Origin of the sequence: Paenibacillus sp. NPDC058898, assembly GCF_049316025.1 — a bacterium.
Lineage (GTDB): Bacteria > Bacillota > Bacilli > Paenibacillales > Paenibacillaceae > Paenibacillus_AQ.
This window is the reverse complement of record NZ_JBMOSM010000013.1, coordinates 168,088-190,473: the sequence shown is the minus strand read 5'-3', so window position 1 is coordinate 190,473 and position 22,386 is coordinate 168,088. Positions and strand designations below refer to the sequence as shown.

Annotated in this window: 21 protein-coding genes and 1 pseudogene; 12 read left to right on the top strand and 10 right to left on the bottom strand. The window is 50.5% G+C overall.

Going from position 1 to position 22,386, the window contains the following annotated elements; translation table 11 throughout:
• The first annotated feature begins 78 nt into the window (after nucleotides 1-78).
• Both ACOZB4_RS27580 and ald read left to right on the top strand, forming a co-directional pair.
• Nucleotides 79-1,578 carry an alpha-glucosidase/alpha-galactosidase gene (locus tag ACOZB4_RS27580; protein ID WP_076322990.1) on the top strand — a complete coding sequence of 500 codons (1,500 nt, stop codon included), beginning with the start codon at nucleotides 79-81 and terminating at the stop codon, nucleotides 1,576-1,578.
• A 291-nt stretch (nucleotides 1,579-1,869) separates the two neighbouring features.
• Complete coding sequence (ald, locus tag ACOZB4_RS27575; RefSeq protein ID WP_339271243.1) at nucleotides 1,870-2,988, top strand: alanine dehydrogenase; 1,119 nt, start codon at nucleotides 1,870-1,872, stop codon at nucleotides 2,986-2,988.
• A gap of 162 nt (nucleotides 2,989-3,150) precedes the next feature.
• Here the strand turns inward: ald and ACOZB4_RS27570 are convergent, their stop codons facing one another.
• Together ACOZB4_RS27570 and ACOZB4_RS27565 are read right to left on the bottom strand one after the other, a co-directional pair.
• Nucleotides 3,151-3,843 (bottom strand): pseudouridine synthase, encoded by a 693-nt coding sequence (locus ACOZB4_RS27570; protein WP_379411529.1) that lies wholly within the window; start codon nucleotides 3,841-3,843, stop codon nucleotides 3,151-3,153.
• A 262-nt stretch (nucleotides 3,844-4,105) separates the two neighbouring features.
• On the bottom strand, nucleotides 4,106-4,666 hold the full coding sequence (locus ACOZB4_RS27565) for a DUF1273 domain-containing protein (RefSeq protein WP_339292628.1): 561 nt from the start codon (nucleotides 4,664-4,666) through the stop codon (nucleotides 4,106-4,108).
• A 127-nt stretch (nucleotides 4,667-4,793) separates the two neighbouring features.
• Between ACOZB4_RS27565 and ACOZB4_RS27560 the strand changes: the two genes are divergently transcribed.
• A complete protein-coding gene (locus tag ACOZB4_RS27560; protein ID WP_339271249.1) occupies nucleotides 4,794-5,663 on the top strand; it encodes a DUF6612 family protein in 870 nt (289 codons plus the stop codon).
• 156 nt (nucleotides 5,664-5,819) lie between these two features.
• On the opposite strand, the gene ACOZB4_RS27555 is transcribed toward ACOZB4_RS27560, so the two are convergent.
• Entirely contained in the window at nucleotides 5,820-6,800 is a 981-nt protein-coding gene (locus ACOZB4_RS27555) for a DUF4871 domain-containing protein (RefSeq protein WP_379411525.1), read from the bottom strand.
• Nucleotides 6,797-7,315, bottom strand: coding sequence for an RNA polymerase sigma factor (locus tag ACOZB4_RS27550; protein WP_076322996.1), 519 nt, complete (start codon nucleotides 7,313-7,315; stop codon nucleotides 6,797-6,799). Before ACOZB4_RS27550 ends, ACOZB4_RS27555 begins: the two co-directional genes overlap by 4 nt.
• Before the next feature lie 155 nt (nucleotides 7,316-7,470).
• Here ACOZB4_RS27550 and ACOZB4_RS27545 point away from each other — a divergent pair, with 155 nt between their 5' ends.
• Both ACOZB4_RS27545 and ACOZB4_RS27540 read left to right on the top strand, forming a co-directional pair.
• Entirely contained in the window at nucleotides 7,471-7,974 is a 504-nt protein-coding gene (locus ACOZB4_RS27545; protein ID WP_076322997.1) for a hypothetical protein, read from the top strand.
• A 44-nt stretch (nucleotides 7,975-8,018) separates the two neighbouring features.
• Nucleotides 8,019-8,534: a mismatch-specific DNA-glycosylase gene (locus ACOZB4_RS27540; protein WP_379411522.1), complete on the top strand. Its 516-nt coding sequence runs from the start codon at nucleotides 8,019-8,021 to the stop codon at nucleotides 8,532-8,534.
• Nucleotides 8,535-8,754: 220 nt separating this feature from the next.
• On the opposite strand, the gene ACOZB4_RS27535 is transcribed toward ACOZB4_RS27540, so the two are convergent.
• Nucleotides 8,755-9,609: a 1,4-dihydroxy-6-naphthoate synthase gene (locus ACOZB4_RS27535; RefSeq protein WP_379411518.1), complete on the bottom strand. Its 855-nt coding sequence runs from the start codon at nucleotides 9,607-9,609 to the stop codon at nucleotides 8,755-8,757.
• Nucleotides 9,606-10,316 carry a futalosine hydrolase gene (locus tag ACOZB4_RS27530; RefSeq protein WP_379411516.1) on the bottom strand — a complete coding sequence of 237 codons (711 nt, stop codon included), beginning with the start codon at nucleotides 10,314-10,316 and terminating at the stop codon, nucleotides 9,606-9,608. Before ACOZB4_RS27530 ends, ACOZB4_RS27535 begins: the two co-directional genes overlap by 4 nt.
• 187 nt (nucleotides 10,317-10,503) lie before the next feature.
• Between ACOZB4_RS27530 and ACOZB4_RS27525 the strand changes: the two genes are divergently transcribed.
• From ACOZB4_RS27525 to ACOZB4_RS27510, 4 genes are all read left to right on the top strand, one after another.
• On the top strand, nucleotides 10,504-11,103 hold the full coding sequence (locus ACOZB4_RS27525) for a TetR/AcrR family transcriptional regulator (RefSeq protein WP_076323000.1): 600 nt from the start codon (nucleotides 10,504-10,506) through the stop codon (nucleotides 11,101-11,103).
• Between the two features lie 227 nt (nucleotides 11,104-11,330).
• Nucleotides 11,331-12,338 carry a substrate-binding domain-containing protein gene (locus ACOZB4_RS27520; RefSeq protein WP_379411510.1) on the top strand — a complete coding sequence of 336 codons (1,008 nt, stop codon included), beginning with the start codon at nucleotides 11,331-11,333 and terminating at the stop codon, nucleotides 12,336-12,338.
• Nucleotides 12,319-14,262, top strand: a complete 1,944-nt coding sequence (locus tag ACOZB4_RS27515) for a cache domain-containing sensor histidine kinase (RefSeq protein ID WP_379411507.1) — start codon at nucleotides 12,319-12,321, stop codon at nucleotides 14,260-14,262. The genes ACOZB4_RS27520 and ACOZB4_RS27515 overlap by 20 nt, the downstream gene beginning before the upstream one ends.
• The gene (locus tag ACOZB4_RS27510) at nucleotides 14,259-15,473 is read left to right on the top strand and encodes a response regulator transcription factor (RefSeq protein WP_379411503.1); all 1,215 of its coding nucleotides are present in this window, start codon (nucleotides 14,259-14,261) and stop codon (nucleotides 15,471-15,473) included. The genes ACOZB4_RS27515 and ACOZB4_RS27510 overlap by 4 nt, the downstream gene beginning before the upstream one ends.
• 117 nt (nucleotides 15,474-15,590) lie before the next feature.
• On the opposite strand, the pseudogene ACOZB4_RS27505 reads toward ACOZB4_RS27510, so the two are convergent.
• Nucleotides 15,591-15,704, bottom strand: a pseudogene (locus ACOZB4_RS27505) (transposase); the annotation flags it as partial.
• A gap of 483 nt (nucleotides 15,705-16,187) precedes the next feature.
• Between ACOZB4_RS27505 and chvE the strand changes: the two are divergent.
• Genes chvE through mmsB form a run of 3 tightly spaced genes read left to right on the top strand, consistent with a single transcriptional unit; the run spans nucleotide 16,188 to nucleotide 20,017 of the window.
• Nucleotides 16,188-17,273 (top strand): multiple monosaccharide ABC transporter substrate-binding protein, encoded by a 1,086-nt coding sequence (gene chvE, locus ACOZB4_RS27500; RefSeq protein ID WP_339271262.1) that lies wholly within the window; start codon nucleotides 16,188-16,190, stop codon nucleotides 17,271-17,273.
• A gap of 42 nt (nucleotides 17,274-17,315) precedes the next feature.
• A complete protein-coding gene (mmsA, locus tag ACOZB4_RS27495; protein ID WP_379411499.1) occupies nucleotides 17,316-18,848 on the top strand; it encodes a multiple monosaccharide ABC transporter ATP-binding protein in 1,533 nt (510 codons plus the stop codon).
• A 2-nt stretch (nucleotides 18,849-18,850) separates the two neighbouring features.
• On the top strand, nucleotides 18,851-20,017 hold the full coding sequence (gene mmsB / locus ACOZB4_RS27490) for a multiple monosaccharide ABC transporter permease (protein WP_379411497.1): 1,167 nt from the start codon (nucleotides 18,851-18,853) through the stop codon (nucleotides 20,015-20,017).
• An 84-nt stretch (nucleotides 20,018-20,101) separates the two neighbouring features.
• Here the strand turns inward: mmsB and ACOZB4_RS27485 are convergent, their stop codons facing one another.
• The 3 genes from ACOZB4_RS27485 to ACOZB4_RS27475 are packed head-to-tail and all read right to left on the bottom strand — an operon-like array spanning nucleotide 20,102 to nucleotide 22,081.
• A complete protein-coding gene (locus ACOZB4_RS27485; protein ID WP_379411494.1) occupies nucleotides 20,102-20,830 on the bottom strand; it encodes a Tat pathway signal protein in 729 nt (242 codons plus the stop codon).
• On the bottom strand, nucleotides 20,827-21,705 hold the full coding sequence (locus tag ACOZB4_RS27480; protein ID WP_379411492.1) for an ATP-binding cassette domain-containing protein: 879 nt from the start codon (nucleotides 21,703-21,705) through the stop codon (nucleotides 20,827-20,829). The genes ACOZB4_RS27485 and ACOZB4_RS27480 overlap by 4 nt, the downstream gene beginning before the upstream one ends.
• A complete protein-coding gene (locus tag ACOZB4_RS27475; protein ID WP_339292639.1) occupies nucleotides 21,695-22,081 on the bottom strand; it encodes a GntR family transcriptional regulator in 387 nt (128 codons plus the stop codon). The genes ACOZB4_RS27480 and ACOZB4_RS27475 overlap by 11 nt, the downstream gene beginning before the upstream one ends.
• Between the last annotated feature and the right edge of the window lie 305 nt (nucleotides 22,082-22,386).

Sequence of the window (22,386 nt, the reverse complement as noted above, 5' to 3'; positions counted from 1 at the left end):
TCATGATTTTGATAACGCTTTCTACCACTCGACTGCTACAATAACTACAATCTAATTTGCAGCTGGGGAGTGGATAGAATGTCATTTAAGGTTGCTTTTATCGGCGCGGGCAGCATCGGCTTTACCCGGGGAATTCTGCGTGACTTGTTGACTGTACCGGAATTTAGGGATATCGAGGTCTCTTTCACCGATATCAGTCAGCATAACCTGGATATGGTCACGGAATTGTGTCAGCGGGACATTACCGAGAACGGACTGTCGATTGCGATCCAGTCCACCACGGATCGAAGACAAGCCTTGCAGGGTGCAAAATATGTCATCTGCACCATTCGCGTGGGCGGACTGGAGGCATTCCGTACGGATGTGGACATTCCGCTGAAATATGGCATCGATCAATGCGTGGGCGACACGCTCTGTGCAGGCGGCATTATGTATGGCCAGCGGGGAATCCCTGAGATGCTGAACATTTGCCAGGATATTCGCGAGGTGTGCGCACCAGATGTACTGCTGCTGAACTACTCGAATCCCATGGCTATGCTGACATGGGCATGCAATCAGTATGGCGGCGTGCGGACGATTGGATTATGCCATGGCGTACAGCATGGGCATCACCAAATCGCCGAGGTTTATGGCTTGAAGAAACAGGAAGTCGATATTGTCTGTGCCGGCATTAATCATCAAACCTGGTATATTCAAGCCTCACATCAAGGCAAGGACTTGACGGCTGGACTGCTGGAAGCGTTCGAACGGCATCCGGAGTATAGCAGGACAGAGAAGGTTCGCATCGATATGCTGCGGCGTTTCGGATATTACAGCACCGAATCCAACGGCCATCTAAGCGAATATGTTCCTTGGTACCGTAAACGGGCGGAGGAAATTACGGAGTGGATTGACCTCAGCAGTTGGATAAACGGAGAGACAGGCGGATATTTGCGAGTCTGTACCGAGGGACGCAACTGGTTCGAGACTGATTTCCCGAACTGGATGCAAGATCCGGCTATGGAGTACACGCCGGAGCACCGGGGAGAGGAGCATGGCTCCTACATTATTGAAGGCTTGGAAACCGGCCGGGTATACCGGGGGCATTTTAATGTGGTGAATGAGGGCATTATCGCTAATCTGCCGAATGATGCAATCATTGAGGCGCCGGGTTACGTAGACCGCAACGGCATTTCCATGCCGCATGTAGGGAATTTGCCGTTAGGGCCGGCTGCGGTGTGTGGCGTAAGCATATCCGTTCAACGGCTGGCGGTCGAAGCGGCGGTTCATGGAGATGACAAGCTGCTTCGTCAGGCATTTATGATGGATCCGCTGGTTGGAGCGGTATGTAATCCGAAGGAAATCTGGCAACTGGTCGATGAAATGCTGGTAGCCGGTGAAGCATGGCTTCCTCAGTATGCGGTTTCGATCACTGAAGCGAAAGCACGTCTAATATCCGACAATCTGATCCCCACCCGTCCGTATGAAGGAGCAGCCAGACTCAAGGTGAAGACGGTGGAGGAGATGCAGCTCGATCGGGAGAAGGCGAACAAAAACGCAGGTGAATCCGACAAAGGGAAGGATCGCGAAAAAGTTTAAGCTGATTGCACAATAACGAAGGGATATAACAACAGAAGTACTTAGAGTTTTCATGAATGCGCATGATTGAAACACTTTGGCGAGGACGGTATAACGGACAAAAATCCGTTATAATCCCTCTGCGAGAAGTGTTTTTTTCTGCATGCAGTTCATCTTTTATCTGCATATACTACGGATACATAGAGATAAATTCGGATGGACAATCCCTGACCTTAGACAGGTACACAGTTTGGGTAAAAATGGTTACAATTCAATTAGATAGGCAAAATTCACTATTAAGGAGGCATGGGGATGATAATTGGGGTTCCCAAAGAAATTAAAAATAACGAAAGTCGTGTAGGCATGACGCCGGGTACGGTTGTCAGTTTTAGAAATGCCGGACACGAAGTGCTTGTACAATCCGGGGCTGGTCTTGGGATCGGTTTTACGGATGAAGCTTACAGAGCGGCTGGAGCCAAAGTGGTTGCATCGGCTGCAGAAGCGTGGAAAGCCGAGATGGTTGTGAAGGTAAAGGAACCCCTGCAGGAGGAATATGAATACTTTCAAGAGGATATGATCCTATACACTTATCTGCACCTGGCCCCCGAGCCGGAACTGACCAAGGCGCTGGTTGACCGTAAGGTGAGTGCCGTTGCTTATGAAACGATACAATTGACCGATGGCAGCCTGCCGCTGTTGACACCGATGAGTGAAGTGGCAGGAAGAATGTCCATTCAAATCGGAGCGCATTTCCTGGAAAAAGCGCATGGCGGCAAGGGAGTTCTTCTAAGTGGCGTACCCGGGGTCGCACCAGGTAAGGTTGCCGTTATCGGCGGCGGCATCGTTGGCACTAATGCGGCAAGAATCGCGCTGGGTCTCGGTGCGGACGTCAGCATCCTCGATATTAATCCCGGCAGGCTTCGTCAACTGGATGATCTGTTCCAAGGGAGGGTCAAAACGATTATGTCCGATCCGTATCATATTGCGGAAACGGTGAAGGCCGCTGACCTTGTCGTGGGCGCAGTATTGATCCCCGGTGCGCGGGCCCCGCGCCTCGTAACGGAAGAGATGGTAAAAGAGATGAGTCCGGGATCCGTCATCGTGGATGTGGCGATTGATCAAGGGGGCTCCATCGAGACGATTGACCGGATCACCACGCATGACAACCCGACCTACGAAAAGCATGGTGTTATTCATTATGCTGTAGCCAACATGCCGGGCGCCGTAGCCAGAACCTCCACCATGGCATTGACCAATGTAACGGCACCCTATGGACTGAGAATAGCAAGTAAAGGACTTCGGTCTGCCGCGCGTCATGATCAAGCACTTGCCAAGGGCATTAATGTCATCGACGGCAAGGTAACCTACGAAGCGGTTGCGGCGGCCCATGGGTATGCTTATACCAGCATTGACGATTATTTGCTTGCATAGAAATAATATGTTTTAAGCATGTAGAGCCATTTTTCAAATTTGACACGATACCGGGGTTTATGAAGTAAACCTTAGGAGTGGATTTCCTTGGCCGGCGTGGACAAAGTTGAAAAATGGCTTTTGTATGTTGCCTTACTGTTCCTCCCACGAGTTCGCCTTCGCCTAGTTCAACATGAACAGGAGGTTATGTAGTTCGGCTTCCTGCAAATGCCTCCATTTCCCCCGTTCCAGTTGATCCAGTGTAATATTCATAATCCGAATACGCTCCAGCTTCAGCACTCTGTACCCCAAGGCTTTACACATTCTGCGGATTTGCAGATTAAGGCCCTGTGTCAAAATAATACGAAATACATCTTCGCTTTGCCTGTAGACCTTGCATGGTTTGGTTATGACGTCCAGGATTTCAACACCTTGAGACATCGCTTGCATAAATTCGTCCGTAACGGGTTTGTCCACAGTCACCACATATTCTTTCTCATGATGATGTTCTGAACGCATCATTTTGTTCACAATATCTCCGTCGTTCGTAAGTAAAATCAAACCTTCAGAGGCTTTATCCAGCCTTCCAATGGCAAAAATGCGCGATGGATAGTTAACAAACTGAATAATGTTTCCCGCGACATGTTCTGCTGCCGTACAGACAATACCGATCGGTTTATTGAGAGCCAGGTAAACCGCTTCCCTATCCTGATGAGGAATTCCCTTCCCATCTATTAACACAATATCGTGCAGTTCAACGTCCGCCCCTTTTTCACACACCTTGCCATTGATCGTGATGCGTCCGGCTGCAATCAATCGGTTGGTTTCTCTGCGCGAGAAAACTCCCGTTTCGCTTATATATTTGTTAATTCGCATGCTCCACCGCTTCTCATGTGTAATATTGCCACAGGTTCATTTGTTAGTTGATATTCTCTTTTCCTTGATTTTTGCGGAATGTTGCATAAAATGATTAATTTCGATAATCCATCAGAGAGGCAGACTTATGTCGAAAATATTTCCTTTAAGCTGACGTCTCTTTCAGGTTCTTCACATTGCTCCTCTGGTGGTTCTTGCTGGGGAGATTCGCCAGTAGGGAACTCTTCTGGCGGATCGAAGTGGTAACCGGGGAGCAGCAAACCTAGTAAAAATCCTGCGACATGTTCTCTTCGTCTGCAACAGCCTGTATCTCCTCCGAACCGATGCTGATGAAGCGGTAACCGTCCGCTGTCTGCTTCTTCAGCGCACGTTCTTTGATGAACTTGGGGCTGGCTTCGCCGCCATCTTCGTCATACACGAGCAGAATGCCATCGGTCTTGCGGAGTAACAGATCGTCTCTGGCCGTAAATTGCCACGGCCCCTGATAGGGGCTCTTGCTGACAGGCGCATAGAAGTCTACCCCCTTCATCAATTCCTGAAAATAAGCTTTTTTATCGTCGTTCCATTGCGCCTCGGGATTCTGATAGGCGGTCAGAATAGAGCATCTCAGGTGAGGGTATCGGGACTTTAGTTCTATAGCTGCTTCAACGGCCCACAGGTCCACGCCATACTGACCGGGCGTGATAACCCACTGAAGACCTTCCTCGAGCAGCGGAATCAAGCGGTTGGCAATCGCTTGACGTATATAAGGAATGCCTTGGTGTTTGTTGTTGTAAATACCGAGTTCATGAGCTCGATATCCGGTAACAAGAATGTTTTCCAATTGTGCACACTCCCTGACAAAGAATAGGTCTAGTGTACCGTTTTCTGAAAAATTGATCAATATTTGTCGCAGATCGTATAGAATGAGATGAGTAATCTTGGAATACATATTTTAGGAGGAAATTCGATTGAAGAAGTGGACAGCAGTATTACTAGGGGCAATTTTGGTAATGAGCATGACAGCATGCGGAAAGGACAACAAAGCAGCAGACGACGCCGCAACACCGCCAGCAGCGGAACAAGGGACGAGCGAGACGCCGCCTGCTAAAGAAGAACCGAAGAAGGATGCTCTTCCAACTGCTGACGAGCTTCTTCAGAAGGCGGCTGAAGCTTCTAAGAATTTGAAGAGTTTTGCGATGAAAGCCGATGTTAAACAGCATATCGTAGTTGAAGGCGAAGAGAAGCAGGAGCAAGATGTTAATATGGCGCTTGATTCGGAACTTACGCTCGAGCCGGTGGAGATGATGCAGAACATCGTGATGGATTCTCCGGAAGGCAAGATCGAGATGAAGCAGTATATAACGGAAGACGGTATCTACATGCTTATGGATGGTCAATGGATGCAGGTTCCGAAGGAATCGGAGCAGGAGATCCGCGACAGCCTGGATCCGAGCAGTGCGAGTCCGGAGCAGCAGTTAGAGCAGTTCAAGACTCTCGCTAAGGACTTCAAAGTAACGGAGGACGGAGACTCATACGTTCTGACGGCGGATGTCTCCGGCGACAATCTGAAGGAGCTTGCCAAGTCCATGATGAGCCAAGCGGGCAACGATCCGCAGATGGAAGCCATGATGGATCAAATGGATATCAAGAGCATCCATATTGTTTATGGCGTACAGAAGGAATCTTACCTGCCTGTAACAACCGATTTGGACATGGTAATGGCAATGGAAGCCGAAGGTCAGAAGGTATCCTTGGATATGAAAATGAAGAGTACTTACTCCAAGCATAACGAAATCAGCAAGATCGAAGTGCCGAAGGAAGCATTGAACGCGGAATAATGCTATTTGACTGATGAAATAAGCGAAATATGAAATTTATGATATTCCAAAATGAACAGGCTGCCCCGGTTCTGTAGATGCCTACAGACCGGGGCAGCCTTATTTGATGAACTTCAGTCTCGGATAGAAGTTCTGATAGGTTAGGGTAGTGAAAGCTTAGTCCTGATGTTTATCGACTTCCACAATGACGCTGCCAAACAGCTGACCGTTAATGGAGACCATAATACGCCATAGTCCTGGCGAAGGCAGCGACATGGAGGTTGGTACCGCTGCATCAGCACCGTTTATCGAGGAAGGCTGTAACCCGGCAACCTCAAAGACATCGATGATCTCGGTCGTGTTTCTTTTTATCGCCGTAATGTGCAAGTCACCCGTTAATTCCTCGGCACGCCCCCAGAAATGCCACATGTATTTATTGGGTTTATCTGCAATTAAAGGAGGATGGATAAAACCCATACGACCTTCCACACCGGTCATAGCATAATTACCGGATCTAAAACTCGGACTCGGCTCCCAGCTGCTGTCTGGCACATCGACCACGATATCGCCGTATTTCTCCTGATCCACCATCACGTCGAATCGCCATAACCCGGAGAGCGGCAGGGCAAAGCGGGAAGAGACCCGGGTGAAGTTATCGTAAGCCATATCGGAGGTAATCTCCGTCTCGACAAGCTCTTCAAGGGTAGTTCCCGTATCCCGGTGTACGGCGGTTATGTGGATCGTTTTCCCTTCAAGCTCTTGGACCGGGGTTAGCAGATTCCACCAGGCACCGGCCGGAGAGCCCGCGGCATAATCCGCACCCGGAAATGCCTGAAGTTTATCCACCCCATCCTCCGTGTATACGCTGCGGGGAGTCCACTTGGCAGCATATCCCAAGCCCTGGATCGGGATCATCCGTTGAAGCGCAGGGGACTCGCGCCATCCCCATACCGCCGCTATTAGAAAAATCATGAATGCACTTGCGGTTATACGCAGACGAGTTGGAGATTTCCGCTTTTTTCGACCCTTCTTTACAGAGCCGTTAGCAGCGCTGTTCATTACACTGGATTTCATCTTCTCGGTGAACATCGGCTCGTTGAATGGAGAAGAAGCGAGTTCCTGTATCCAATCGGGCGGCAGCTCTTGTTCGGTCTTCACTGGACATCCTCTCCTTTCAACAGCTTCTCCATTCGGGCGCGAGCCCGGTGCAGTCTGGATTTGATCGTTCCTTCGGATATGCCGAGCAGCTCCGCCATTTCTTTTCGCGGCAGCTGGTAATGGGATTCAAGGATGAGCACCTCGCGGTATTTGGGCGGCAGCTCCATCACGTATTTCCAAATCTGCGATACGGCAGCAGCATCCATAAACTCTTTTTCCGCAGAGGGTTCAGTCTGCTTGGAGGTTACCCAGCCGGTTAAAGACACCCTCGTCATAAAGGAAGATTTGAGATAGTTCAGGGAAAGGTTGCGGGTGATGGTTAACAGCCATGTTTTTACAGAACTTCGGCCCTGAAACTCATTCCAGTGCTTAAATGCACTCAAGAATACGTCCTGGCTGATATCATCAGCCGCATCTTTGCGTTTTGTTAGGAAGAACGCATAGTTCCACACGTCCTGGCCGAAGGACTCCATTAAATCGCTCAGCACCGTGCTTGCTTCATTTACGGCCACCATTTGTTTCAGGTACTCCAATCACATCACCTCAAATATTAGACAATTGAACATAGGATTGGTTCCCAGATTCCCCCCAAAAAATTGAAACAATTTAACGTGCGAATCGTTGTAATGAGTAACAGGTATGCAAGGAATCGAGGAAGGGGAGAAGGCGTATGCATTTATATTTCAAGGATAACTTTTTTAGCTCGGGTATAACAGATATTATGGATAGGGAAGGCAGTGTAATAGGAAGTCTGGATTTGAAGAGTGCTTTCGGTTCCTCGCTGGACGTGTATAACGCTACGGGAGATCCGGTATGCAGCGGCTCGTTTCGTTTCTTCTCCAACAAGTGGCATATCGTGAGCGGCAGCGGGGAAGAGCTGGGCGTGCTGCGTATGCGTATGAGCTTTTTCACGAAAAAATTTGAATACAACGCGGGATCGCGGGGCGTATACGAGATCACTTCGCCTGCTTTTTCCAATGAATATGAAATAATGGATGGTACCGGAAGGGGAATCGCCCATTTTTCCCGTATTAGCGGCTGGCTTCAGGCCGGAGCCTATCTGCTGGAGAATGAGAGCGACGTCCTTGGAGATTGGGAACTCGTGACCGTGGTGATGGGCATTCACCAAATACGCAAACGCAACAACAGCGCTGCCGCATCGAGCTCTCATTAAGTTTTAGGTTAACCCAGAATAAGACGATGATAGGAGGAGTCAGAATGAACGAAGTCAGCGATCATCTCGATTATGGATTGACTGTTGTTTTTATCGGATTTAATCCTAGTTTACGATCGGGGGAGGTCGGACATCATTATGCCAACCCCCGTAACAATTTTTGGAGGATTCTGCATAAATCCGGGTTGACCCCTCGCTTATATGATGCCTCGGAGGATGGGGAATTGCTTAAACTGGGGTATGGGTTTACCAATATTGTAGCCAGGCCTACACGGGGGGCCGAAGACATTACCCGTGAAGAGTACAAACTCGGAAGAGAAACGCTGCGGGAGAAGCTTGCGGAGTACAGACCGGAGGTTGCTTGCTTTGTCGGCAAGGGCGTGTACACCGAATTTAGCGGTAAAGCAAAAGCGGATTGGGGAATTCAGCAGGACTCCGTCGAGGACGGCGTTCATGAGTTTGTTGCTCCTTCTTCCAGTGGACTGGTACGAATGCCCATGGATGAGATTATCGAAATTTATCGACGATTGCATGATTTTATATCGAGGCATGAGTTCTGAACAGAGGAGTTGGACAAGAACGATTCATGAGGATCATGAAAAAGAGGAGCGTCCAGGAGACCCGATTTGTCGGACTCCTGGTGCTCCTCTTTGAACATAGAATACATAAGCTTTCAGCGGAAGCTAAATCTTCTGATTACCGCAAGAAAACTCTATTTGTAGTTTTTCTTCTATTGAAAGTACATCCATTGAGAATATATTTTAGGGTCAGGTCGCCATATTATGGACGCTTCAACAGTGCAGGATCGATCCGCGGCACAAGCCCTTCATCGGCTGCGCGGTTCAGCAGGGCGGAAATTGCTGCATAGCCGTCTTCGCCCAGCTCCACGGTAAATGGATTGACATATAAGTCAATGTGGGCATCGGCGACGTCCGGGTCCATTTCCTGTGCGTGCCGGAGGACATAATCCCGGGATTCCCCGGGATGTTCCCAGGCGTATTCGACCGAGGAGCGGATCCAGCTCGAGATGCTGGCCAGATCCAGCGACCTCCGGGCCACAATCGCCCCCAGAGGAATAGGCAGATTTGTATCGGATTCCCACCAGCTGCCGAGATCGGTCATCAGCTTCAATCCGTAGGACGGGTACGTGAATCGCGCTTCGTGAATGACCAGTCCGGCATCGATGGCACCGTCGCGGACAGCCGGCATGATCTGGTCAAACGGCATTACCACGATTTCGCCGAGTCCTCCGGGTACGTTTTGGGCGGCCCACAGGCGAAACAACAGATAAGCTGTGGAGCGCTCACTTGGAACGGCTACCCGCCGGCCGGACAAATCTGCAGGGCTGGCTGGTGTTTTTCCGTCCGTGAGCTTGTCCGCTGTCAGAACGAGCGGTCCGCATCCGCGGCCAAGTGCTCCCCCGCAGGGCAGGAGGGCATATTCATCCAGCACCCAGGGCAGCGCGGCATAGGATATTTTTAAGATATCATGTTCTCGATCTTCGGCTGCCCAGTGATTGGTGATATCGATATCCGCGTAGGATACATCAAGCTTGGGAGCCCCTGGAATCCGTCCGTGAACCCAGGCATGAAATACAAATGTGTCGTTGGGGCAAGGGGAAAAAGCGATTTTCATCGTAACACCTCCGGTAGTAATGAACTTGCAGTCTCAAGCGCCTGCAGGGCCTCCTTGATCTTCCATGCACTGCGGTCCCGCGGGCCGACCTGATTGGATATGGAACGGATTTCGAGCACGGGCACACCGGCTGCATCGGCAGCGGTCGCCACGCCGAATCCCTCCATCGCCTCGGCTGCGGCGTCCGGCACCCGATGGAGGAGGCGTGCGGCCGTGGCTGCTGTTCCTGTCGTGGTGGAGACCGTCAGGACGGGCCCGAGGGTTACGGCTGCGCCAGCAATCTTTAAGGCCTCCGCAAGTTTGCGGGCAGAAGCTGGATCTGCCTGCACCCGATCCATTCCGAAGCCAAGCTCCTGGACGCTGCTGAAGCCGTCTTCGGTTTCAGAACCGAGATCAGCGGCAATGATGGTGTCCGCAATGACGATGGAGCTAACCTCAGCCTGGCCGGCAAATCCTCCGGCAATACCTGCGCTGACAACGAAATCATAGGTGCCTTGAATCAGCTGGCGGGCAGTCGCAGCAGCGGTAGCCGCGGGACCGACTCCACCCGCGATGACATCAAATCCATGTGCGCGCTTAAGCCCGCGTTGCACGGCCTCTTTTTCGGCATCGACTGCCGTAACAATAAGCACGCGCTTGGAAGACGGGGCTGGCAAGTTAAGTGACTCGGTCATATCCACCGAGTTGGATTGGGTATGTTTCTGCATGTTATTAATCTCCTTATTGGCTGTAACGATAAACATCGTTATCCTTTTACGTTATAACGTTCTTGATGCGATGTAAAGTCTCGTGCATGCTAAGACTAGACTTTATGTGTAGCAGTAACTTTCCGATATAGAGTATAATGAACGGTAACTTACATACATCATGATTAGATTCGGAGGTTGGATAGCTTTGCGTAAGAAGGGTGCGAACGGACAAGAAAGCCGGGCTAGACTACTGATTGTCGCTGCCAATGAATTTGCAAAGTCAGGATACCATCAGACCAAGATCAGCACCATCGTTTCCCGGGCTGGATTGACGCAGCCGTCATTCTATTTGTACTTTGAAAGCAAAGAAGCCGTTTTCAAGGAGTTGGTGGAGAAATTTCGCTCTGAGCTCAAGATCCTGCTCGAGGGAAGCAGATTGGAAAGCGGAATTGATGAGGAGCATGTAACCGGTCGTTTGCAGAGCGTGCTGACGGGGTTGTTCGCGTTTCTTGGCAAAGATTCGGACCTGACACAAATTGGTTTTTTCATTGGGGATGACGCTGTCATCGTAAAGTCTGAAATGGTAGCCATGATTGAGCAAAATCTGAAAGCTGAGCAGCGGGACGGGTACTTTGACGGAGATTCCGATATGCACATCGTTGCGGAGTGCTTGGTTGGCGTCATTGAAAGACTAACCTCACAGCAGCTTCTGACAGGCAAGCGGACTCCTGAGGATCTTGCGCGTCACGTGGTAAGTTTATTTATGCACGGCATCAGCATTTATCCGGCTAAGCGGGCTACATAAGGCAATGAAATTTAATGTATAAAAATAAAGATAATTAAAATATCAGAAGCAGGCAGTGATATGGTTAGGGTTAACCGTGGACGGCCTGTTTTTTGCTGTTGACCAGAGCCGAATTCCAGCATGGGTTTGATCTTTTTCAAAGAATTGCAGTATATTCATTATACGTTATGTAACCGATTGCAACTGGAAATGGCGAACGAAGGATCAAGGAATCGGGGGTTTTAATCATGAAGAAGATGATGCTGGTGTACGGTGCGCTTCTATTGGCTTTTCTTACCTATGTGTTCATGTACAGACTGGAGGACAAGCGTTCTTCTGCTTGGGAGGAAGGCGGCCTGCACGGCAGCATTGGGGAGAATTATGTCATGGTGACTTTTCAATCCGGCATGGAATATTGGAAAAATATTTTAAAGGGCTTCGAGGATGGAGGGGATGCTCTGGGCGTATCTGTCGATTACCGAGGCTCTACACAATATGACGTGGAGGAACAGATCACCGTTCTGGAACAAGTGATTGCCAAAAAACCTGCCGGTATCGCCTTGTCGGCCATCGATTCCAAAGCGCTGACGTCGACAATTAATAAAGCCGTGGAAGCTGGAATACCCGTCGTGCTGTTCGATGCGGATGCACCTGACAGTAAGGCCTATTCTTTCCTGGCGACCAATAATTACAACGCTGGCGTTGCGGCCGCGGACAAAATGGCGCAGCTTCTCGGCCGAGAAGGGGAGATCGGGATTGTTACCCAGCCCGGGCAGCAGAATCATGATGACCGTTCCGAAGGCTTCAGGGACACTTTAGCACAGCGATATCCGGGCATGTCCGTGGTGGAGATCAGGGAAGGTAAAGGGGATACCCTCGTTGCCAAAGAGGCTGCTGCAGACATGCTGGACAAGCACCCGGATCTCAAAGGGATCTTCGTAACGGAGGCCAGCGGCGGAATGGGCGTGGCGGATGCTGTTATCGGCGCGAATAAAGCGGATCGGATTACCATCATCGGATTCGATACAAATAAAGGGACGCTGGACCGGATTTCCGATGGAACCATCGCGGCAACGATCGCTCAGGGGACGTGGAACATGGGCTATTGGTCGCTGCAGTATTTATTTCATCTGCATCATGGTCTTACCGTACCGGCCCCGACGCTCGGCAATGACGTGTCTCCACTTCCGACAAGGGTGGACACCGGGATCTCGGTTGTGACCCGAGAGAATGTGAATGATTATTATGCAAAATAGAATCAGAGCGGAATCCTGGCGCGAAGGCATCTCGCGGTGGCTGCGGTTCGGGGATTTACCGCTGAGATACAAGTTGGTCATCTTGTTCCTTATGGTTGGCATCCTGCCCTCAATCGCGCTGGGCGTCCTCGTCAATTGGACGGTTAACCGCATTGTGGATCAGCAGGTAACCTCGAACACCATTCAATTGATCGGAAAGGTCAATCAGACTTTGGACAATGATATGGAGAATCTTCAGAACATTACGTATTTGATCGGATTTGACCCGCGCACGGAGCGATTTCTGCAAGGGGAAATCCAAGGGGATAAGCCGGCCGCAGGAACCGAAGATACGGGTAATTCCGGCCTGCAGTCGTTCTCGGTGAAGCAGGACAATGAGGAAAATTATGAGATTAAGCGGTATCTTCAAGGCTTCACGACGCTGTACCCGGAAATCGCCTCCATTCTTCTGGTCAATCGTGACGGGGAATACATCAGTAACGAAATGTATGCGCGCGGTCCCGCCAGCTTGACGGAGGAAGCTTGGTACCTTGAGGCTGCTTCAAATGAAGGAATCTTTACAGTGCTCGGGCATCCGGCAGATCGTAACGTCACCACCCATGTTCATTATGGCAATGAGGAGTTGGTGTCGGTCGTTCGCTCGTTTGTGAATCCGGATACGAGGGAAGTAACCGGAGCGGTATTGATCGATTTGAAGCTGCGGGCGGTTGCGAGAGCGGTCCGGGATGTCACGCTTGGAAAAAGCGGATATTTGATGGTGGCCGAACCCGGCGGCTCCAGCATCTATAAGCCGGAGGATTCCATCATTCCGTCCATACCGCCTTCGTGGTTTCCGGAAGAGGACAGCGGTGCTTTCATCCGTGAGTCGAACGGAGAGCGGCTGCAATTGATATACGGCACCTCCTCCTTTACCGGCTGGCGGACGATCGGCGTATTTCCAACCAGCGAATCGGTGTATGAGGTCCGAGAGATTCGATTTTATATGATTTGTTTCTTGTTTGTGGTGTGCTTGTTTGGTATAGCTGCATCCTACACGCTTTCACAGTCGATATCCAGACCGATCTGGCAACTCATGTCCTTCATGCAAAAAGCAGAATCCGGGGATTTGACGACCCGTTACTGGGGAAACCGTCAGGATGAGGTGGGCATGCTTGGACGCAGCTTTAACCGCATGCTTCTGCAGATCCGCAAGTTGATGAAGCTGAGCGAGCTCCGGGAGAAGCAGAAGCGCGAAGCGGAGCTGCGCAGCCTACAGGCCCACATTAAGCCGCATTTTCTGTACAACACACTGGATACGATCCATTGGATGGCCCGCAAGAAAGGGGCGGACGATGTATCGGATCTGGTGGAATCCTTGTCGAGGCTGTTTCGGATCGGACTCAGCAAAGGGGATGATATCATCTCCATGTCCGACGAATGGATGCATATCAGCAGCTACTTGCAGATACAGAAGACGCGCTACCGCGACAGGCTGCAGGTTGAGATGGAGCTTTCGCCAGAGGCTGAGAAATTATACGTGCTGAAGCTCCTTCTGCAGCCGGTGGTGGAAAACGCGATATACCACGGCATTAAGGCCCGGAGAGGACCGGGGCGAATCTGGATCAAAGCTGATGTCGAGGGGAATGTGCTGGTGCTTGCCGTACAAGACGACGGGGCAGGTATGTCCAAGGAGCAGCTGGAGACGCTTCGCAATCAGCTTGCCGATCCGGTAACGGCCATGGAGACGACTCCGGGAGAAAGGGTAGGCGAAAGTCGCAGCTATGGCATGCTGAATGTGCAGGCACGCATCAAGCTAACGTTCGGCGATGAGTACGGAATTGCAATTGACAGTATAGAGAACGAGGGAACCACGGTAATGATTACGCATCCGCTGCTGCATACCGCCCCTTCGTCCTCCAATCATGATGGGAGAGACAGGCTATGAACAAAGCGTATCAAGTCCTGATTGCTGACGATGAGCCGATTATCCGTGAAGGAATTCGGGATGCGGTGGATTGGGATGCTCTTGGCATGGAGGTGGCTGCTGAAGCGGAGGATGGTGAGGAAGCGCTGGAGCTTGCGCTCAGCCGGCCGATCGACATTATGCTGGTCGATATGAATATGCCGTTCCTGGATGGCATCGGGCTCATGAAGCGGATGAAGGAAGAACGTCCCGAATGCCGGTTCGTCATTATTACTGGCCATGACGAATTTGCGTATGCGCAGGAAGCGATCCGGCTCGGGGTTAAGGATTATATATTAAAGCCGGTGAATGCGGATCACCTGATTCGAGTGCTTGGAAGCGTAAGGGATGAACTGAATGACCGGCATATCCAGGAGAGTTATCTAAAGAAGGCCTCCGAGCAAATCGAGAAGAATATTCCGCTGCTGCGGGAACGATTCTGCTTGGAATGGATGCATGGCCTGCTGGATGAGGAGGAGGCGCTGGAGCAGCTGGAGTTTCTCGGGCTTCCTCCTAGTAAGCCTACCCGGGTCGGCATCGCCAGATGGCCGGAGATAACGGCTCCGCAGCCTTTGATGAAGGAAAGCGACCGGCAGTTGTATCTGTTCGCGATGGAGAATATCATTTCCGAACTGATCCATCCCGCTCCTTGTGTTTTGTTCCGTGATCATACAGGATGGATTGGCATCTGTTTATGGGGTGAGACGGATGTGGAAATCGCAGCCGATGCCGAGCAATCCATTCAGAAGTACTTGAAGCTGACTGTCAACGTTCATATGGAGTTTGTATCGGAAGGAGCGGGGTCGGTTGCTGCAGCCTATGAGGCCTGCCGGGATGGGGTGTTTAAGGATGCGCAGCTGTCTCCGTTAGTACGGCGGGCCCGCCAGCTCATCCAGGAACAGTATGCCGTTCGGGAGCTGACGCTGGAATCATTTGCCCAAGTTTTGCAGGTTTCGCCGGTCTATCTGAGCCGGACGCTAAAGAAAGAACTGGGCACGTCCTTTATTACGCTTATGACCCAGACGCGGATTCAAAAGGCGATCCATCTGCTTAATTCCACCGATCTAAGCATCCTGGACATTGCGGAGCGGGTGGGGTATGACAGCCAGCATTATTTCAGCACGGCTTTTAAAAAAGTAATGGGGGTATCACCGAACCGGTACCGCAAAGGGGTGACGGTTCAGGAAGAGTAGGCGGTGTGCGAGGATCATGAAGGGGACATCCCGAACCTATGCCATTTCCTGCTGAGTCTCATATTTTTGCAAACGCGGGAGCAGATCTTTGCGGAGTGAGTGTATCGCTTTTTTGAAATTCTCGCGGACGGCATTGGCGATCTGACGAGAAGAGTAGATCCGTTGTGTGTAAGCGTAGACGTTGACTTTGGTGAGCATCTTGGGATGGTAGCTGTCTAGACTGCCGCCAGGGTTGCCCCATGGTATATTGAATGTACAAAAGAAACCGTTCCTTTCGTAAATGGTTTGGGTAGCACCTCCATTTTACCGAAGAACGGTTTCTTTGCGTCTAAAAAAGTAGGCAGTCCGCACGGCGTAGCGGAGAGGACGAATCGATTCCGGACAAGCGACAGCGATGGTAGGAACGATTCGTACATGGAGCGTCTTCTAACAGGAAGAAGGGGGGCATCCCGCAAGATCTAAGATCTTTTGGGACTCCCCCTTTTGGATGCCGGCAACCGCTTGGGGCATGGTGTGACTAAGCCGGAAAGTTACGCAGCCCAATGTACACTTGCGTAAAACCCAAACAACAAAAGTATGAAAATTATAAAAAAGGTTGTTTTCGTGGAAAGACCCCTACACCCGATGGGATGTATCCTTTTTAGTACAGAGAGGCTTTTCGAACCTTCGGTTGTAAGCGCTCTCGATTCCATTTTTCGGAAAGGGGAACTACCGATGAAGAGAGGATTGCCAGGATTGCTGATCGCGGTGCTGCTCTTGGCCCTGACGGCCTGCAACCTCGCCGAAAGCAAAACCGGCGATGCTGATAAGGGGTATGTCGGCCTTGCGATGCCAACCAAATCATCCGAGCGCTGGGTGGCTGACGGGAAGAACATGGAGCGGCTGTTTCAGGAAAAAGGATATAAAACCGACCTTCAATTTGCTGAGGACGTGATTGAAAACCAGATTTCGCAAATCGAGAACATGATTACGAAAGGGGTCGACGTCATCGTCATCGCTTCAATTGATGGAAATACGCTAACCGACGTGATCAAGAAGGCTCATGATCAGGGAATTAAGGTTATTGCCTACGATCGGTTGATCCGCAATACCGAGCATTTGAGTTATTATGCTACGTTCGACAACTTTCAGGTCGGCGTTCAACAAGCCTCTTATATTGAAGAGAAGCTCGGCTTGAAGGAAGGGAAGGGGCCGTTCAATATCGAGCTGTTCGGTGGATCGCCGGACGATAACAATGCTTACTTTTTCTATGATGGCGCGATGTCCGTTCTGAAGCCTTACATGGATTCGGGCAAGCTTGTGGTTCGGAGCAAGCAGACCACGATGGCCCAGATTGCGACCCTGCGCTGGGACGGGGCCTTGGCCCAGTCGCGGATGGATAACCTGATCAGCGCCAACTATTCCAGCGAAAATCTGGATGCGGTACTGTCTCCCTATGACGGGATCAGTATCGGCATTATCTCCTCGCTCAAGGGTGTGGGTTATGGGACGGCAGGTAAGCCCCTGCCGATCATTACTGGTCAGGATGCGGAGCTTGCCTCCATTAAATCGATCGTAGCCGGTGAGCAAACCCAGACGGTGTTCAAGGATACACGCCAGCTCGCCGAACAGGCAGTCAAGATGGCGGAGAGCGTGCTGAAGGGAGAAGAAGCCGAGGTCAACGATACCGAATCGTACGATAACGGCATCAAGGTCGTGCCTGCCTATCTGCTCCCTCCTGTATCCGTAGATGCTTCCAACGTGGAGAAAGAGGTTGTGAAGACGGGCTATTACTCCAAGGAAGAAATCGGATTGAAATAGTCTTAAGGCAGCGAACATGAAACGATAGGAAGGTGAAGCCAGATGTCAGAGTACATTCTCGAAATGCGGAACATTACGAAAGCGTTTCCCGGGGTGAAGGCGCTGGATAACGTGAATTTGAAAGTTCGCGAAGGTGAAATCCATTCTCTGTGCGGGGAGAACGGAGCGGGCAAATCCACGTTGATGAAAGTGCTGAGCGGCGTGTATCCACACGGCTCCTATGAGGGAGATATTTTGTTCAAAGGCAGCGTCTGCGAATTTAAAAATATCAAGCAAAGCGAAGATCTGGGCATCGTCATCATCCATCAGGAGCTTGCGTTGATCCCTTATCTGTCGATTGCCGAGAACATTTACTTGGGGAACGAGCGTGCCGAGAAGGGCATTATGAACTGGAATGAGACGATGATGGGTGCCAAAGCGCTGCTGGATAAGGTGGGACTCAGCGAGAATCCGAACACACAGGTCGGCAGCATCGGCGTCGGCAAGCAGCAGCTGGTCGAAATTGCAAAGGCCTTATCCAAGAAGGTGAAGCTGCTTATTTTGGACGAACCGACGGCGGCGCTCAATGAGGACGATAGCGAGAATTTGCTGGAGCTGATGCTGGAATTCAAGAAACAGGGAATCTCCTGCATCCTAATCTCCCATAAATTGAACGAGGTCTCGAAGGTATCGGATTCCATTACGATTCTTCGTGACGGTCAAACCATCGAAACGCTGGATATGAGAGGCGGCGAGGTGAACGAGGACCGGATCATCCGCGGCATGGTTGGCCGGGATTTGACGAACCGCTATCCGGAGCGGACACCGAAGATCAGGGAAGTCATTCTGGAGATTAAGGATTGGACGGTATATCACGAGCTGCAAGCAGGCCGCAAAGTGATTGACAACGTGAGCATGGATATACGCCGGGGGGAAGTCGTGGGCATTGCCGGGCTAATGGGTTCCGGCCGGACTGAGCTTGCGATGAGTATTTTCGGTAAGGCTTACGGCCGGAATATTACCGGAACGCTGCGCAAAGACGGGAAGGAAATCCGGAATCAATCCATTACCGAAGCCATTGATAACGGCTTAGCTTACGTGACCGAGGACCGTAAGGAATACGGGTTGATCCTCATGGACGATATCAAGCGCAACATCTCGCTTACCGGACTGTCCAAGCTTGCGAGGAACATGGTCATTGATGATAAGGAAGAAATACTCGTGGCGGAGGACATGCGGAAGAAGCTCAAGATCAAAACGCCGAACATTCTCCAGAAGGCGGGAAACCTCAGCGGGGGGAATCAGCAGAAGGTCGTCCTAAGTAAATGGATTTATGCCGAGCCGGATATTCTGATTCTGGATGAGCCGACGCGGGGGATTGACGTTGGGGCCAAATACGAGATATACGCGATCATTAACCAGCTGGCGGATGAGGGGAAGGGAGTGCTTGTCATTTCCTCGGAGCTGCCGGAGATTATAGGGATCTGCGACCGGATTTATGTCATGAGCGCGGGACGGATAACCGGTGAGGTTAGCAGAGAGCAGGCTTCGCAGGAAACCCTGATGAGATACATGACCAAGAACGGAGGGGCTTAAGCATGGAAACACTCAAAAAAATGTTCAAAAACAACATCCGCCAATACGGGATGATCATCGCCCTTGTTGTCATTATGATATTTTTCCAGATCATTACGGGCGGGCTGCTGCTGGAGCCGATCAACATCACAAACCTGATTCTCCAGAACAGCTATATCCTCGTACTTGCTATCGGCATGGTGCTTGTCATTATTACGGGCCATATTGATTTGTCGGTCGGTTCGGTAGCTGCTTTCGTCGGTGCAGTGGCCGCGATTATGATGGTGGATATGCAGCTGCATCCGGTCATTGCGGTGATCGTGTCTCTGATCGTCGGGGGCCTGATCGGTGCTTGGCAGGGATTCTGGGTGTCTTATGTAAGGATACCGGCCTTTATCGTAACGCTTGCGGGAATGCTGTTGTTCCGTGGTCTAACCATGATTGTGCTGGAAGGTCAATCGATTGCGCCTTTTCCTTCAGGCTTCCAGAAACTGAGCTCCGGCTTTATTCCGGATTTCGGTAACACCGGCACCAATCTAATCGCGATTCTGGCTGGGATCGTCTTTACGGTTATTTTCCTGATCAATGAGCTTCGCGAGCGAAAATCGCATAAAAAATACAACTTCGAAGTATTGCCAAACGGCTTGTTCCTTTTGAAGCTTATACTTATCGCGGCGGTGATCAATGCCTTTACGTTCATGCTGGCCAGTTATGCCGGCCTGCCGAACATTCTGATTCTACTATTGGTGTTGATCATCATCTATTCCTTCGTGATGAACAAAACCGTGATGGGCCGTCATATTTATGCGCTTGGCGGCAACGAGAAAGCGGCGGCTCTGTCCGGCGTGAAAACCAAGAAGGTCACCTTCTGGGTATTCGTCAACATGGGTGTGATGGCAGCGATCTCCGGGTTGATCTTTGCCGCCCGCTTGAACGCGGCGACGCCAAGAGCTGGCACGAACTTTGAGCTGGATGCCATCGCGGCGAGCTTCATTGGCGGCGCTTCGGCTACCGGCGGGATCGGTACGGTCTTTGGTGCCATCATCGGCGGTCTCGTCATGGGCGTGCTCAATAACGGGATGTCGCTTGTAGGTCTTGGCATCGACTGGCAGCAAGGAATCAAAGGTCTGGTTCTGCTCGCAGCGGTAGCCTTCGATATTTACAATAAAAAGAAGAGCAGTGCTGCTTAATTTAAAACGATGTAAATGATAAATGGCTGACTCCGGGGTAGATCTATTGCTTCCCTTGGATCAGCCATTTATTTTGCGTATATATTACATTTTAATCGTAACTCTTCGGGTTATCAGTCGAATCAGAATAAGTGTAATCAGGATGACGGCCACGGACCCTGCAAGAGAAACCGGCAGCGTGACGGAAAAGGCTGTCGTGACTGGCAGCCACTGTTCCCATATGGAAGCCAGCTCAAATTGCCACAATGCATCCATGAAGCCGATTAACACGAGGGCTACGGCGATCCACCCCAAGCCGCGAATCCAGCCAAACCGGTAAAATCCGGATCCGATCATCCACCCCATCAGATAATAGATAAAGATTTGGATGCCGTAGGAGGCAAGCATCAGCAGCCAGCTGTTATCAAACTCCTGCATCAGCGGGGTGCTGCCTGCATCATGGGATGTAACCATCCCGATGATCCAATTGCCTAGACCCACCACGACTGGGAAGGCCAATGACAGATAGACGGCAGCCACAGCGGCTCCATTGAAGAAATCCTTACGGGTTACTCCATGTCTTACATAGTAGCTAAGGAAGCCATAAGCAGAAATAATACCGATTACCAGCATGAAGCCCTTGGTTGAGCGGTAAGTGATAGAGAAGAAGTCCTCCTCTGCGATTCCTTCGCGAACATTGACACCAACGCTGGTACCGATGCCGACTCCAATATAGATCAGCAGCACAATAAATAGAAATCCCAAGGCCCAGCTGCCTTGCTGAATAAACATGTCTGTCGATACTCTGGTTACGGCTGATGACGTTTTTTTCATGCGGAATATTCCTCCCCCGTCAGATGGATAAATAAGTCCTGGAGCGAGATCGGCCCGATCTCAAGTCCTGCCCGATGTGCGGCTAGCTGGGATGCCTCGTTTAATTCCCCATAGACCATGACGGCCTTGGTAGAACCGAGCTGCTGTACGTTGAGCACCTTCAAGCCCTGGATGAATTCATCTACCTTTGCCGCCGGGCCCGTAATGGAAACGCCCCGGGACGTGAGGCTTTCATAATCGTCTTGCAGCACGAACTGGCCTTTGTGAATGATAATGACTTCTTCAAACAGATAATCCATCTCCGAAACCAGGTGGGTGGAGAGAATGAATGTACGGGGATGGTGCTCCTGGTCTTTCAGCAGTTCCCGGTAAAAAATTTCGCGTGACGGTGCATCCATGCCGAGATAAACTTCATCCAGTATGGTAACTGGCGAGCGGCTGGCAAGTCCGATGCATACGTTAAAAGCGGATTGCATCCCTTTGGAAAGCTGCTTCAGCTGTTTATCCAAGGGCAAATTGAATTTGCGTGCGAGCTCAAGGGCGTACATGGTATCAAAATGGGGCCGGTGTCTGGCTATGGAATCAATCGCTACCTTGACCTTGTCCGTCTCGTCTTTGTAGTCTACATCATAGATGAAGGAGACTTCCCTCATGATCTTCGCATTTTCGAACGGCTGCTCGCCGCCAATCGTAACCGATCCCGATGAGGGTTCACGAAATGAAGCAAGAACAGACAGTAGTGAGGTTTTGCCTGCTCCGTTGCGCCCCAGGAGACCATAAATTTTGCCTGCTGGGAGATGAAGCGAAACATTTCGGACGGCTTCGAGGTCACCGTATACCACCGATACGCGGTCAAACTGAACATCAAGATTCATGGAGGTCACTTCCTTTTAACTGGGTTATGATTTGAAAAAGCTCATTCGTGGACAAACCGAGTTTGTCTGCTTCCTGTACCATAGGCACCACATAATGTTCCGCAAATGCACTCTTTCGGGTCTGGAGCAGCATTTCCTTGGCCCCTTCTGCAACAAACATGCCGACACCTCGCTTTTTATAGATGAGTCCGGAATCAACCAGCAGGTTGATGCCCTTTAACACCGTGATGTGATTGATTTTGTAAAATTGGGAGAGCTGCGTCGTGGAAGGAACCTGTTCACCTTCAAGCAGTAGATCATTCACGATCTGGTCCTCGATCTTCTCCTTGATCTGGATGAACAGGGGCTTATTATCTGGATGCACGGTACCGCTCAATAAGAATCACCGCCTTACCTTCATGTCTTGTTAAGGTTATATACTCATATATATAACTATATAACCAAAAGGTGAATCGATTGTCAAGCATTTGGTTGGATGTCGCAAATTCATTAACACGCATTTCCAAAAAACAACGTCAAAAAGGCCGACCAGAAGGATCTGGTCGACCTTGATCTAAACGCTGATGCGTAATACCAAAATTCCAGTAATTTTTACGGACTCAGAATACGTTATTTCGTTAAAAACAGACTCTCTTCTCACCGTAACAGACAGGGGAGCTCTTATTTACGGTTAAAAGCGGA

Bases quoted from the DNA above. Each gene is read 5' to 3' on its own strand.
- ACOZB4_RS27520 (WP_379411510.1), top strand. From the start codon at position 11,331: ATGAAGAAGATGATGCTGGTGTACGGTGCGCTTCTATTGGCTTTTCTT.
- ACOZB4_RS27545 (WP_076322997.1), top strand. From the start codon at position 7,471: ATGCATTTATATTTCAAGGATAACTTTTTTAGCTCGGGTATAACAGAT.
- ACOZB4_RS27530 (WP_379411516.1), bottom strand. From the start codon at position 10,316: ATGCAGAAACATACCCAATCCAACTCGGTGGATATGACCGAGTCACTT.
- ACOZB4_RS27540 (WP_379411522.1), top strand. From the start codon at position 8,019: ATGAACGAAGTCAGCGATCATCTCGATTATGGATTGACTGTTGTTTTT.
- chvE (WP_339271262.1), top strand. From the start codon at position 16,188: ATGAAGAGAGGATTGCCAGGATTGCTGATCGCGGTGCTGCTCTTGGCC.
- ACOZB4_RS27515 (WP_379411507.1), top strand. From the start codon at position 12,319: ATGATTATTATGCAAAATAGAATCAGAGCGGAATCCTGGCGCGAAGGC.
- ald (WP_339271243.1), top strand. From the start codon at position 1,870: ATGATAATTGGGGTTCCCAAAGAAATTAAAAATAACGAAAGTCGTGTA.
- mmsA (WP_379411499.1), top strand. From the start codon at position 17,316: ATGTCAGAGTACATTCTCGAAATGCGGAACATTACGAAAGCGTTTCCC.
- ACOZB4_RS27580 (WP_076322990.1), top strand. From the start codon at position 79: ATGTCATTTAAGGTTGCTTTTATCGGCGCGGGCAGCATCGGCTTTACC.
- ACOZB4_RS27485 (WP_379411494.1), bottom strand. From the start codon at position 20,830: ATGAAAAAAACGTCATCAGCCGTAACCAGAGTATCGACAGACATGTTT.
- ACOZB4_RS27550 (WP_076322996.1), bottom strand. From the start codon at position 7,315: ATGGTGGCCGTAAATGAAGCAAGCACGGTGCTGAGCGATTTAATGGAG.
- ACOZB4_RS27570 (WP_379411529.1), bottom strand. From the start codon at position 3,843: ATGCGAATTAACAAATATATAAGCGAAACGGGAGTTTTCTCGCGCAGA.
- ACOZB4_RS27535 (WP_379411518.1), bottom strand. From the start codon at position 9,609: ATGAAAATCGCTTTTTCCCCTTGCCCCAACGACACATTTGTATTTCAT.
- ACOZB4_RS27480 (WP_379411492.1), bottom strand. From the start codon at position 21,705: ATGAATCTTGATGTTCAGTTTGACCGCGTATCGGTGGTATACGGTGAC.
- mmsB (WP_379411497.1), top strand. From the start codon at position 18,851: ATGGAAACACTCAAAAAAATGTTCAAAAACAACATCCGCCAATACGGG.
- ACOZB4_RS27510 (WP_379411503.1), top strand. From the start codon at position 14,259: ATGAACAAAGCGTATCAAGTCCTGATTGCTGACGATGAGCCGATTATC.